We start from the raw sequence: 13,557 nt of genomic DNA, 5'->3' as shown, positions 1-13,557 counted from the left end.
GACCTGACGCAGGACGCTTTACCGCTCAAATAGCGTATTCAGGCAGCGATAAATGGTGAATACTGATTTTATGATTAGCTGACAAATATCAAAATTTTGTCAGAGATAACAAGGTGAAAAAATATGTCTGAAGCTGTCGCCAAAAACATTGCTGTGCCTTTTTCTGTGCTCGATCTCGCGCCCGTTCCCCAAGGCAAGACGCCCGCCGACGCATTCCAGTCCTCACTGGAGCTGGCACAACACGCTGAAAAATGGGGCTATCAACGCTACTGGTTAGCCGAGCACCATAATATGACCGGCATCGCTAGCGCCGCGACCTCAGTGCTTATCGGCCACATTGCCGGAGGAACCAAGACGATCCGCGTTGGATCCGGTGGTGTTATGCTGCCAAACCACTCCCCGCTGGTGATCGCTGAACAGTTCGGGACGCTGGCGACGCTGTATCCAGGCCGTATCGATCTGGGTCTGGGACGCGCGCCGGGCACCGATCAGCGCACCATGATTGCCCTGCGTCGACATATGTCAGGTGAGATTGATAACTTCCCGCAGGACGTGCAGGAACTGCAATACTATTTCGGCGATGTTCAACCGGAGCAACCTGTACAAGCAGTGCCAGGACAGGGGCTGCATGTGCCAATCTGGCTGCTGGGCTCAAGCCTTTACAGTGCTCAGCTTGCCGCTGCATTAGGCCTGCCTTTCGCTTTCGCCTCACATTTTGCCCCGGATATGCTCTATCAGGCGCTGGCGATTTACCGGAGTAAATTCCAGCCTTCTGCCCAGCTGCAAAAGCCTCATGCCATGGTGTGCCTCAACGCTATCGCCGCCGATACCGACGAAGAGGCACGCCGCATGTTTACCTCTAATCAGCAGCAGTTCATCAATTTACGTCGCGGTAAGCCGGGGAAATTGCCTGCTCCGGTTGATAATATTGAGAGCCTTTGGTCTGCCCAGGAGCGTTTCGGTGTGGATCAGGCGCTGCGCCTGTCGGTGGTGGGTAATAAAGAGAGTATTCGTCAGGGCCTGCAGGCCATTCTGCGTGAGACAGAAGCGGATGAGCTGATGATTAATGGCCAGATCTTTGACCATCAGGCCCGTTTACACTCCTTTGAAATTGTCTCGCAGCTGCAGGGCGAACTGGTGAAACCGGCACGCATCGACTGATACTGAGGTTTTGCGCCCATAAAAAAACCAGCCCGAGGGCTGGTTTTTTATTGCTCATCTACCGATGACCCGAGGGTCAGACAGATTATGCGTCAGTAGTACGACGTGGTGCGCGGCTTGGCGGACGACGTTCGCCAGCAGCAGAGTTACCACCTTCACGACGTTCGCCGTTGAAAGGACGGCCACGGCCACCTTCACGACGCTCACCGCTGAAAGAAGAACGCGGAGCACCATTACCACGACGCTCACCAGCGGCACCAGCCGGACGCTCACGACGTGCTGACTGAGGCTGTGCATCGCCCAGCAACTGCATGTTCATCGGCTTATTCAGGATGCGAGTACGGGTGAAATGAGACAGAATTTCGCCCGGCATACCTTTTGGCAGCTCGATAGTTGAGTGTGAAGAGAACAGCTTGATGTTACCGATGTAACGGCTGCTGATATCGCCTTCGTTAGCGATAGCACCCACGATGTGGCGAACTTCAACGCCATCATCACGGCCCACTTCAATGCGATACAGTTCCATTTCACCCGCGTCACGACGCTCACGACGTGGACGATCGCCTTCACGCGGCGCAGGACGATCGCCATCACGTGCTGGACGACGGTCATTGCGGTCACCGCGCTCTTCGAACTCACGACGTGGTGGACGGCTTTTGAATACGGGATCAGCGGCAACGATCAGAGGACGTTCGCCCTGAGCCATTTTCAGCAGTGCTGCAGCCAGAGTTTCAATATCCAGCTCTTCTTCAGGCTGAAGTTTAGCCAGCAGTCCACGGTACAGGTCCAGATCGCTGCTTTCCAGCTGCTGCTGAACTTTGGCGGCGAACTTGGCCAGACGACGTTGACCCAGAACTTCTGCAGTTGGCAATTCCACTTCTGGAATAGTCAGCTTCATGGTGCGTTCTACGTTGCGCAGCAGACGACGTTCGCGGTTCTCAACGAACAACAGCGCGCGACCTGCACGGCCAGCACGACCAGTACGGCCGATACGGTGAACGTAGGATTCTGAATCCATAGGGATATCGTAGTTCACAACCAGGCTGATACGTTCAACGTCCAGACCACGTGCTGCCACGTCGGTTGCAATCAGAATATCCAGACGACCGTCTTTCAGACGTTCCAGAGTCTGCTCACGCAGGGCCTGGTTCATGTCGCCGTTCAGTGCCGCAGAGCTATAACCGCTACGCTCCAGCGCTTCAGCCACTTCCAGGGTCGCGTTTTTGGTGCGAACAAAGATGATAGCTGCGTCAAAATCTTCTGCTTCCAGGAAACGAACCAGTGCTTCGTTTTTACGCATACCGTACACAGACCAGTAGCTCTGGCTGATGTCCGGACGCGTGGTGATGCTTGACTGGATGCGAACTTCCTGTGGATCTTTCATGAAGCGACGCGTAATACGACGAATCGCTTCTGGCATGGTTGCAGAGAACAGCGCGGTCTGATGTTCAGCCGGGATCTGCGCCATGATGGTTTCTACGTCTTCGATGAAGCCCATACGCAGCATTTCATCGGCTTCGTCCAGCACCAGGCCGCTCAGGTTAGAGAGGTTCAGGGTGCCGCGTTTCAGGTGGTCCAGCAGACGACCAGGCGTACCCACAACAACTTGTGGACCCTGACGCAGTGCGCGCAGCTGCACGTCATAGCGTTGGCCGCCGTACAATGCAACAACGTTCACGCCGTGCATGTGTTTAGAGAAATCGGTCATCGCTTCAGCAACCTGAACCGCCAGTTCGCGGGTGGGTGCCAAAACAAGAATCTGTGGTGCTTTCAGGGAAGCATCAATGTTGTGCAACAGTGGCAGCGAGAATGCTGCAGTTTTACCACTACCGGTCTGGGCCATACCCAGAACATCACGACCGCTCAACAGGTGAGGAATACATTCGGCCTGAATCGGTGATGGTTTTTCGTAGCCCAGATCGGTCAGGGCAGAAATGATAGGAGCAGACAGCCCCAGGTCAGCAAAAGAGGTTTCAAGCTCAGTAGTCATGTACACGTGCCTCATTAATAATGGCAGCCAGTCTACATAACTCGTCGAGAAAATTTTCAGTCATTTTCATTGAAAAGTGTGAACCGGCTCAAATTAGTTTATAAAACGAACAAAGCAACCCTCGCCCGTTAAGGCGATTAAAAATGGCATAGCGCCATGGTTAATCAGGCTGATTGGTTTCGTCAGCTATTGCTGGTCCGATTCTGATAGGTCGTCTTGCTCTTGGCCCAAAAGCGCCAATTCCAACAATGCATAGCGGTGCTCAACAAAATTATGAACGTTGTTAGCTACCGTCAGTTTGAACAGTGCAGAAGCGCTGTCCTTGTCCCCCAGACTTAGGTAGTGCTTACCTAAATAGAAGTCAGTTTCACTGAGATGCTCAGCGAGCGAAGTGTTATCCGTTGCTTCTGCCTTCAGGCGGTCCATCAGCGTGGATTCGCTGATTTTGCCAAGGTAGAATTCGACGATATTCCATCCCCATTGCCCTCTGTCCGCTTTGTCATAACGCTCTTGGAGCGCTACTTCGGCATTCTTTGGATTGATTTCTCTTTCCACAAGATACAGCCATAACGAACGGAAGGGATCATTTGGATCGTCTCGATAAAACGCCTGCAAATCATCCTGCGCTAGCGAATATCTGCCACCGTAATACAGTGCGATACCGCGATTCAAACGCGCGTAATTGTAAGTTGGATCAAGCTCTAGTACAGAATCAAACGCTTCATAGGCGGCATCGTAGTTGCCGGCCTGCGTTAGGTAAATCCCCAGGTAGTTAAAAACTTCTGGCATATCAGGACGAATAGACAGCGCTTGTGAGAAATCATTTCGCGCCAGTGCTCTTAGCCCGAGACTATCATACAGCACACCGCGCTCATATAACAGCTGTGCGCGTTCATCATCTGTTAATGATCTGCTGGCAAGTATTTGTTCCATACGCGCCAGAATCACTTCCTGCTGCAAAGTTGGCTGCAGCGGGATCGCCAGGACTTCGTTTTTGCGCCAATCATGGTTGCTGCATCCTGCCAACAAAAGTGTTGTCGCAACATAACAACAGCGCAAGAAAGGCTTCATTTCAACTCCCGAAGACAAACATTGGACAAACTTCCTGTTATCCGCTTGCTTAGCATAAGTACGTCCTGCACTCATGATACGAACAGCTCCCGGCCCGATGACCGGGAGACTGTAAACTACAGGTTACAGATTACTCTGCAGCTGGAGTTGCCGATTCTTCAGATGGGGTGGTCGCTTCTTTAATGCTCAAGCGCACACGGCCCTGACGATCAACTTCCAGAACCTTAACCGGAACTTCCTGACCCATCGTCAGATAGTCAGTCACTTTCTCTACGCGCTTGTCAGCGATTTGAGAGATGTGAACCAGACCTTCTTTACCGCCACCGATGGCAACGAACGCGCCAAAGTCAACGATACGGGTAACTTTACCCTGGTAGATGCGGCCAACTTCGATTTCGGCGGTAATTTCTTCAATACGACGGATAGCGTGTTTCGCTTTTTCGCCGTCGGTTGCAGAAATTTTAACAGTACCGTCGTCTTCGATTTCGATAGTGGTGCCGGTTTCTTCAGTCAGTGCACGGATTACAGAACCACCTTTACCGATGACGTCTTTGATCTTGTCAGCGTTAATTTTGATGGTGTGAATACGTGGAGCGAACTGTGAGATATCGCCGCGAGATTCGCTGATTGCCTGGTTCATCACGCCCAGAATGTGCAGACGTGCACCTTTGGCCTGGCTCAGAGCAGCCTGCATGATTTCGCGGGTGATACCTTCAATTTTAATATCCATTTGCAGTGCAGTGATACCTTCGCTGCTGCCTGCTACTTTGAAGTCCATATCACCAAGGTGGTCTTCGTCACCCAGGATGTCGGACAGAACGACAAAGTTTTCGCCTTCTTTAACCAGACCCATCGCGATACCCGCAACGGCGGCTTTAATCGGCACACCTGCGTCCATCAGGGCCAGTGATGCGCCACAAACGGAAGCCATGGAAGATGAACCGTTAGATTCGGTGATTTCAGATACAACGCGAACGGTGTATGGGAAATCTTCAAACTTAGGCATTACTGCCAGTACGCCACGCTTGGCAAGACGGCCGTGACCGATTTCGCGACGCTTAGGCGAACCGACCATACCTGTTTCACCCACGGAGTACGGAGGGAAGTTGTAGTGGAACAGGAAGGTGTCAGTTTTGGCACCCATCAGTTCGTCCAGGCTCTGCGCATCACGGGTAGTCCCCAGCGTTGCGGTAACCAGTGCCTGAGTCTCACCACGAGTAAACAGTGAAGAGCCGTGAGTACGTGGCAGTACGCCAGTACGAACATCAAGACCACGGATCATGTCTTTTTCACGACCATCGATACGCGGTGCGCCACTCAGAACGCGGCTACGTACGACGTTTTTCTCGATAGCGCCCAGCAGATCGGAGATCTCACCAGCGTCCAAGGTTTCGTCTTCGGCAAGCAGTGCAGCGGTAACTTCATCTTTGATGGCGTCAACGCGAGCGTAACGCTCTTGCTTGTCGGTGATACGGTAAGCGTCGCCCAGCAGCGCTTCAGATTTAGCCGCAATGCGAGCTTGCAGGTCAGCATTAACCACTTCTGGCTGCCAATCCCACTTAGGTTTGCCAACTTCAGCAACCAGTGCATTGATTTCGTTGATAACGATCTGCTGTTGGTCGTGGCCGAATACCACAGCGCCCAGCATCTGCTCTTCGCTGAGCACTTCTGCTTCTGATTCAACCATCAGAACCGCGCCCTGCGTACCGGCAACAACCAAGTCCAGTTTGCTTTCAAGCAGTTCATCAGCCGTTGGGTTCAGCACGTACTGGTCGTTAATGTAACCCACGCGAGCTGCACCGATTGGGCCGTTGAATGGAATACCAGACAGGCTCAGGGCAGCAGAAGCACCAATCATCGCAACGATGTCTGGGTTAACCTGCGGGTTCAGAGAAACAACGGTCGCGATAACCTGGACTTCGTTCAGGAAGCTGTCCGGGAACAGTGGGCGAATTGGACGGTCGATCAGACGAGAAGTCAGGGTCTCGCCTTCGCTTGGACGCGCTTCACGACGGAAGAAGCTTCCTGGAATTTTACCGGCAGCGTAAGTACGCTCCTGGTAGTTTACGGTCAGAGGGAAGAAGCTCTGGCCCGGTTTAGCTTTTTTCTGGCCAACAACGGTAACGAATACCGCGGTGTCGTCCATGCTGACCATAACTGCAGCAGTGGCCTGGCGTGCCATCATACCGGTTTCGATGGTCACAGTATGTTGACCGTATTGGAACTTACGAACTGTCGCTTTAAGCAATGTAATATCCTTTTCTTGTGACGCGCAGCTGTTATGACAGCAGTTCACGTCAATAAAATCTGAACTTCTCACTACATCCTCGCGACTAATGACAATCCTTAATCCTCTCGGCGGGATTAAAGTCTCTCATTAGCCGCGCGAACCTCTGTAACGGAAGATCTCGCGAAACGTACTCTTTAAAACTCTACTTTTTTATAAAGCTTCATTTATAGAAAAGTAGCGTAGAAACAACAGATTTGGCAATAGCTAGATTGACTCTTGCTGCCTAGAATAAAGGGGCCACTTGGCCCCTTTACACTGAAACTCGCTAACTTAGCGACGCAGACCCAGACGTTCGATAACGGTGGTGTAACGTGCTACGTCTTTGCTCTTCAGGTAGTCCAGCAGCTTACGACGCTGAGAAACCATACGCAGCAGACCACGACGGCTGTGGTGATCTTTTTTGTGCTCGGAGAAGTGACCTTGCAGATGGTTAATCTGAGCAGTCAGCAGAGCAACCTGAACTTCGGTAGAACCGCTGTCGTTTGCACCACGACCGAAGTCAGCAACGATTTGAGCTTTAGCTTCAACGCTTAGAGACATAATGAACTCCAAAATATTATAGATTAATTTAAACGGGTGCCGATCTCTAATTCAGCTACCCCATGCATAAGCTGCGCTATTCTACTCTTTGAGATGCCCGATCGCAACACGAGCAACACCCTGTTAACTCGCCTTCCTGTATTTACAGGCTGGCAAATTACTCGGGGTACTCTACAACCAGGCGCTTAGGAGCAACGCGGCCTTGATCGTCGATTTCACCGACACCGATGAATTTACGTTCTTCGCCTTCCGTCATGCGCACCAGGCCCGAAAGCGGTGCACCTGAAGCCTGAACAGGTTGGCCCTGCTTGACGTAGCCGGCCACAACGGGCAGTAAATTGACTTCAGGGAAGTCTTCACACGGGCTGTCCATCGGCAGCAACAGCGGGTCGAGCAGCAGGCGCGGTTCAATGCCTTCGGCCTCGGCCTGAGCAACCAGCGCGTGCAGCTGTTCCATGGTGACCATACGTTCAAACGGATAGGTCGCAACCTGCAGACGTCGCAGGAAGGTCACGTGGGCGCCGCAACCCAGCTTTTCGCCGAGGTCATCAACGATGGTGCGAATGTACGTCCCTTTTGAACAGTGGATCTCCAGCTCAACCTCGTTGCCTTCCCAGCGAATGAACTGTAGTTCATAGACCGTGATGCTACGCGATTCTCGCGGAACTTCTATCCCTTCACGCGCATACTCGTAAAGCTTGCGCCCTTGATATTTCAATGCTGAATACATTGAAGGGATTTGCTGCGTCTCCCCACGGAAACTTTCGAGGGCATTCTCAAGCTCGGCAGCGCTGAATGTGACCGGACGCTCTGAAATTATCTGACCTTCGGCATCAGAAGTATCAGTACGCTGGCCCATGCGGGCAATCACGCGATAGCGCTTGTCCGAGTCGAGCAGAAAGCGTGAAAACTTGGTCGCTTCACCCAGGCACAGCGGCAACATGCCGGTGGCCAGGGGATCCAACGCGCCGGTATGACCTGCGCGATTGGCGTTATAAAGGCGTTTTACCTTTTGCAACGCGTCGTTGGATGACAAACCCAGTGACTTATCCAGTAACAGAACGCCGTGAATATCACGACCGCGGCGACGTGGACGACTCATTAAGATTCCTCGTCATCGCCTGCAGCAGAACGACGTTCAACGTCATTCTTAACAACGTTAGTCACCAGGTTAGACATACGCATGCCTTCAACCAGTGAGTTGTCATAGGCAAAAGTCAGTTCAGGCACGACGCGCAGGCGCATGGCTTTACCAATCAGGGTACGGATGAATCCCTGAGCGTCTTGCAGGGCCTTGATACCGTTTTTAACGCGGTCTGGATCCTGTGGCTCAGTGGTCAGTACGTCAAGGAAAGTCACGAAAACTTTGGCATAGGCCAGATCACGGGAAACTTCGACACCAGAGACGGTCGCCATGCCTACGCGCGGATCTTTAACTTCACGCTGCAGTATGATGGCGATTTCTTTCTGCATCTCCTGAGAGACGCGTTGGGTACGGCTGAATTCTTTAGCCATAATTTGTTACTCCAAACTTTTACTTCAACCATGCATCAGACAAATAAGGGGGCGCAAGGCCCCCAATGGTTCTGACTGTATACCCGAGAATCCGGGTCAGATCGAAACGTTAAGCGATAGTACGTTTAATTTCGATGATTTCGAAGACTTCGATCACATCGCCAGGACGTACGTCGTTGTAGTTTTTAACGCCGATACCACATTCCATGCCGTTACGAACTTCGCTAACGTCATCTTTGAAGCGGCGCAGGGATTCCAGCTCGCCTTCATAGATAACCACGTTGTCACGCAGAACGCGGATTGGGTTATTGCGCTTGATCATACCTTCAGTAACCATACAGCCTGCGATTGCGCCAAATTTCGGTGACTTGAACACGTCACGAACTTCAGCCAGGCCAATGATTTGCTGTTTGTACTCTGGTGCCAACATACCGCTCATTGCCTGTTTGACTTCGTCAATCAGGTTATAGATTACGGAGTAGTAACGCAGATCCAAGCTTTCGTTTTCAACGACGCGGCGAGCAGAAGCATCGGCACGAACGTTAAAGCCAAGGATGATAGCGTTAGAAGCCGCCGCCAGCGTTGCGTCGGTTTCAGTGATACCACCTACGCCCATGCCCACGATTTTAACTTTAACTTCAGCGGTTGACAGATTCTGCAACGCGTCAGAAATCGCTTCACAAGAACCCTGTACGTCAGATTTCAACACGATGTTCAGTTCAGACACTTCACCTTCGGTCATGTTCGCAAACATGTTTTCCAGTTTAGATTTCTGCTGGCGAGCCAGTTTAACTTCGCGGAACTTACCTTGACGGTACAGCGCAACTTCACGCGCTTTCTTCTCGTCACGTACCACGGTAACTTCGTCACCCGCAGCCGGAACGCTGGACAGACCCAGAACTTCGACAGGGATAGAAGGACCCGCTGAGGTGATGTCGCGACCCATTTCGTCACGCATAGCACGCACGCGGCCGTATTCGAAGCCACACAGGATGATATCACCCTTGTTAAGCGTACCTTCTTGAACCAGAACAGTAGCAACTGGGCCACGGCCTTTATCAAGGAAGGATTCGATTACAACACCGTTTGCCATACCGGTACGCACTGCTTTCAGTTCGAGAACTTCAGCCTGCAACAGGATAGCTTCCAGCAAATCGTCAATACCGGTACCCGCTTTAGCAGATACGTGGATGAACGGAGACTCACCGCCCCACTCTTCTGGCATAACGTTGTACTGAGACAGCTCGGTTTTAACGCGATCTGGATCAGCTTCAGGCTTATCGATTTTGTTCACTGCAACAACGATAGGCACGCCAGCTGCTTTCGCATGCTGAACCGCTTCTACGGTCTGTGGCATCACGCCATCGTCCGCAGAAACAACCAGAACAACGATATCGGTCGCCTTGGCACCACGAGCACGCATTGATGTAAACGCGGCGTGTCCAGGGGTATCGAGGAAGGTGATCATGCCGTTTTCGGTTTCAACATGATAAGCACCGATGTGCTGAGTAATACCGCCAGCTTCGCCTGCGGCTACTTTCGTTGAGCGAATATAATCGAGCAAAGAGGTTTTACCGTGGTCAACGTGGCCCATGATGGTCACAACTGGCGCACGTGGCTCGGCAGCAGCTGAAGCACCGGTATCACGGTCGCTCATCAGCGCTTCTTCCAGCTCGTTTTCACGACGCAGGATAACTTTGTGGCCCATTTCTTCAGCAACCAGCTGAGCAGTTTCCTGATCAATAACCTGATTGATGGTGGCCATAGCGCCCAGTTTCATCATAGTTTTGATGACCTGAGAACCTTTAACTGCCATTTTGTTTGCCAGTTCGGCAACGGTAATGGTTTCGCCAACGACCACGTCGCGGTTAACAGCGACTACAGGCTTGTTGAAGCTCTGTTGCAGGCTGCTTGGCTTACGCTTACCTTTGCCATTACGGCCCACGGCACGGGCTTCTTCGCGATCGGCTTTAGATTCAGACAGTTTATTGCCTTTCTTCTGCTTGGTCGCTTTGCCACCGCGAGTACGGGTGCGGCGCTCGCCTTCAACTTTGGCATCGTTCTCATCTTCAGCAGCACGAGCGTGCTGGGAAGTGGTTACGTGGTAGTCCGCAGTTTCAGCTTCTGCTTCACTTGGCGCAGGGGCTTCAGTCCAAACGCCTGAGTCAGCCATTTTACGTGCTTCTTCAGCAACGCGTTTAGCGTTCTCTTCGATTTTGCGCTGGGCTTCTTGTTCCGCTTTACGCTTAAGTTCTGCGGCTTCAGCTTCACGGCGTGCTTTTTCTGCCTGAGCTGGCTTGGTTACTTCGTCGGTATGTTGATTCGTCACTTTATCTTTTTCCGCTGCGTCACGCTTAGCTTTATCAGCGGCCTCACGTTTGGCTTGCTCAGCGGCTTCACGTTTAGCTTTTTCCTGAGCGGCCACTTGCTGGGCCTGCTCTTGTGCTACACGCTGAGCCTGTTCTTCCGCTTCACGCTTTGCCTGCTCTTCCGCTTCGGCCTGGGCAAGTTCTGCCTCGGTCATATCACGTTTAACATAAGTGCGTTTCTTGCGGACCTCGATTTGCACCGATTTACTCTTCCCGCCGGTGCTCGGAACATTAAGTGTACTACGCGTTTTGCGTTGTAACGTCAGTTTGTTTGTCGCATTCGAATTTCCACCATTCAAATGCGCCAGCAAAGTTTCTTTTTCATGCTGGGTGACAGAGTCAGCTTCCGACTTGTCGATCCCTGCATCAGCAAATTGCTGTACCAGGCGATCAACCGGAGTTTGAATCTCCGCTGCCAGCGATTTTACGGTTACATCTGTCATGCTGTTCCTTCCTGCTACAGTTTATTACGCATTGTCGCCAAACCAGCAGATATTGCGTGCGGCCATGATTAACTCACCAGCCTGCTCGTCATTAAGACCTTCAATATCTGTCAGATCGTCAACACCCTGCTCGGCAAGATCTTCCAGCGTGCAAACACCGATTGCTGCCAGTTTAAACGCCATGCTGCGTTCAAGTCCTGCAAGATTAAGCAGGTCTTCAGCTGGCTTGTTGTCACCGAGACTTTCTTCCTGTGCAAGGGCCAGGGTGGTCAGCGCTTCTTTCGCACGTTCGCGCAGCGCATCTACCGTGTCTTCGTCCAGACCATCAATTTCTAACAACTCGTTCACCGGCACGTAAGCCAGTTCTTCGAGGGTTGAGAAACCTTCTTCAACCAGAACAGTCGCGAAATCTTCGTCGATTGCCAAATACTTGGTGAAGGTTTCGATTGCAGCATGCGCCTCGGCCTGATGTTTGGCCTGCAGGTCATCTGCTGTCATCACGTTCAGTTCCCACTTGTCATCGCCACGATGCTGCTTTAAAAGCTGGGAGGCTAAACGCACGTTTTGGCCGTTACGGCCAATCGCCTGTGCCAGGTTGCTGGCTTCAACGGCGATATCCATGGTGCACTTGTCTTCATCAACAACGATAGACGCGACGTCTGCCGGCGCCATAGCGTTGATAACGAATTGCGCAGGATTGTCATCCCAAAGGATGATATCGATACGTTCCCCGCCCAGTTCACTGGAAACGGCCTGAACGCGCGCACCGCGCATACCGACACAAGCACCAACAGGGTCGATACGCTTATCATTAGTCTTCACTGCAATCTTGGCGCGTGAACCAGGGTCACGGGCAGCAGCTTTGATTTCAATAAGTTCTTCGCCGATTTCAGGTACTTCGATGCGGAACAGTTCAACCAGCATCTCGTTACGTGAACGACTAACAAACAGTTGTGCACCGCGCGCTTCTGGGCGCACAGCGTAAAGAACGCCGCGAATACGGTCACCAGAACGGAAGTTCTCACGTGGCAGCATGTCTTCGCGCAGGATAACAGCTTCAGCATTGCTGCCGAGATCCAGGGCGATGCTGTCGCGGTTAACTTTTTTAACCACACCGGTCACTATCTCGCCTTCCTGTTCACGGAATGCGTCAACTACCATTGCGCGCTCGGCTTCACGTACTTTCTGTACGATAACCTGCTTGGCAGTCTGAGTGGTGATACGGTCAAAGGTGACAGATTCGATTTGGTCTTCGATGTAACCACCCAGTTCGATGGATGGATCTTCGTATTGGGCAGCTTCGAGAGTAATTTCGCGCGTCGGCTGAGTCACTTCATTTACAGCAACCCAGCGGCGGAAGGTGTCAAAGTCGCCGGTTTTACGATCGATGGTGACGCGAACTTCGATTTCCTGCTCGTACTTCTTCTTGGTCGCTGTCGACAAAGCAGTTTCCAGCGCTTCAAAAATCTTCTCGCGCGGGAGGGCTTTTTCATTAGAAACTGCTTCTACAACAGCCAGAATCTCTTTATTCATCCTAGTTGCCTCATCCTAACTTTAAAAGTGGGGTACCAGGTTCGCCTTCTGGATGTTGCTCAGTGCGAACACTTCATCTTTCCCATCCACCGTAACCGTGATCATTTCGCCTTCGACAGCCTTGATAATTCCCTGCCATTTGCGGCGGTTCTGCATTGCCATGCGCAATACAACGCTGACTTCATCACCAAGGAAACGTTGATAATGCTCTGCGGTGAACATAGGGCGATCGAGGCCCGGGGAGGAAACTTCCAGGTTGTAGGCGACGGTAATCGGATCTTCTACTTCGAGTACAGCGCTAACCTGGTGGCTGACATCAGCACAATCATCAACGTTGATCCCGTCTTCACTATCAATATAGATGCGTAGTGTAGATTGGCGAGCTCGAACGAACTCAATACCTACCAGCTCGAAACCTAATGCCTCGACCGGTGCTGAAATCATCTCTGTTAATTTTTGTTCTAATGTGGACAAGTCCACCCCCAAGACATAAAAAAAGGGCTTAATAGCCCAGTGATTCTGTTGCCAAATAACAAAAAACCCCGATAAATCGGGGCTTTATGATACTGGACCCTATTTGCCGCATGGCGGCTTCGGTGCACTTTCAGAAGGATTTTTTTCAAATGGATACTCGGAAGCACCAGG

The 13,557-nt window shown here is 51.8% G+C and carries 11 protein-coding genes; 1 reads left to right on the top strand and 10 read right to left on the bottom strand.

Annotated elements, in window-relative coordinates; genetic code table 11:
* The first annotated feature begins 123 nt into the window (after positions 1-123).
* Positions 124-1,161: a luciferase-like monooxygenase gene (locus tag O1V65_RS21010; protein WP_084913031.1), complete on the top strand. Its 1,038-nt coding sequence runs from the start codon at positions 124-126 to the stop codon at positions 1,159-1,161.
* A gap of 85 nt (positions 1,162-1,246) precedes the next feature.
* On the opposite strand, the gene O1V65_RS21005 is transcribed toward O1V65_RS21010, so the two are convergent.
* From O1V65_RS21005 to rimP, 10 genes are all read right to left on the bottom strand, one after another.
* Positions 1,247-3,151 carry a DEAD/DEAH family ATP-dependent RNA helicase gene (locus tag O1V65_RS21005; RefSeq protein ID WP_017494419.1) on the bottom strand — a complete coding sequence of 635 codons (1,905 nt, stop codon included), beginning with the start codon at positions 3,149-3,151 and terminating at the stop codon, positions 1,247-1,249.
* A complete protein-coding gene (gene yrbN, locus O1V65_RS23185; RefSeq protein ID WP_223499600.1) occupies positions 3,141-3,215 on the bottom strand; it encodes a protein YrbN in 75 nt (24 codons plus the stop codon). The genes O1V65_RS21005 and yrbN overlap by 11 nt, the downstream gene beginning before the upstream one ends.
* A gap of 122 nt (positions 3,216-3,337) precedes the next feature.
* A complete protein-coding gene (nlpI, locus tag O1V65_RS21000; protein ID WP_017494418.1) occupies positions 3,338-4,222 on the bottom strand; it encodes a lipoprotein NlpI in 885 nt (294 codons plus the stop codon).
* 130 nt (positions 4,223-4,352) lie between these two features.
* Complete coding sequence (gene pnp, locus O1V65_RS20995; protein ID WP_084913030.1) at positions 4,353-6,470, bottom strand: polyribonucleotide nucleotidyltransferase; 2,118 nt, start codon at positions 6,468-6,470, stop codon at positions 4,353-4,355.
* Positions 6,471-6,782: 312 nt separating this feature from the next.
* The gene (gene rpsO, locus O1V65_RS20990) at positions 6,783-7,052 is read right to left on the bottom strand and encodes a 30S ribosomal protein S15 (RefSeq protein ID WP_017492884.1); all 270 of its coding nucleotides are present in this window, start codon (positions 7,050-7,052) and stop codon (positions 6,783-6,785) included.
* Between the two features lie 157 nt (positions 7,053-7,209).
* Positions 7,210-8,154 carry a tRNA pseudouridine(55) synthase TruB gene (gene truB / locus O1V65_RS20985; protein WP_017492885.1) on the bottom strand — a complete coding sequence of 315 codons (945 nt, stop codon included), beginning with the start codon at positions 8,152-8,154 and terminating at the stop codon, positions 7,210-7,212.
* Positions 8,154-8,567: a 30S ribosome-binding factor RbfA gene (gene rbfA, locus O1V65_RS20980; protein WP_017492886.1), complete on the bottom strand. Its 414-nt coding sequence runs from the start codon at positions 8,565-8,567 to the stop codon at positions 8,154-8,156. The genes truB and rbfA overlap by 1 nt, the downstream gene beginning before the upstream one ends.
* A 109-nt stretch (positions 8,568-8,676) precedes the next feature.
* Entirely contained in the window at positions 8,677-11,379 is a 2,703-nt protein-coding gene (infB, locus tag O1V65_RS20975) for a translation initiation factor IF-2 (RefSeq protein ID WP_017492887.1), read from the bottom strand.
* 24 nt (positions 11,380-11,403) lie between these two features.
* Positions 11,404-12,912 (bottom strand): transcription termination factor NusA, encoded by a 1,509-nt coding sequence (gene nusA / locus O1V65_RS20970; RefSeq protein ID WP_017492888.1) that lies wholly within the window; start codon positions 12,910-12,912, stop codon positions 11,404-11,406.
* A gap of 21 nt (positions 12,913-12,933) precedes the next feature.
* A complete protein-coding gene (gene rimP / locus O1V65_RS20965; protein WP_026110674.1) occupies positions 12,934-13,386 on the bottom strand; it encodes a ribosome maturation factor RimP in 453 nt (150 codons plus the stop codon).
* Between the last annotated feature and the right edge of the window lie 171 nt (positions 13,387-13,557).

This window comes from Rouxiella badensis, from assembly GCF_026967515.2.
GTDB lineage: Bacteria > Pseudomonadota > Gammaproteobacteria > Enterobacterales > Enterobacteriaceae > Rouxiella > Rouxiella badensis.
This window is presented reverse-complemented; position numbering and strand designations above follow the sequence as displayed.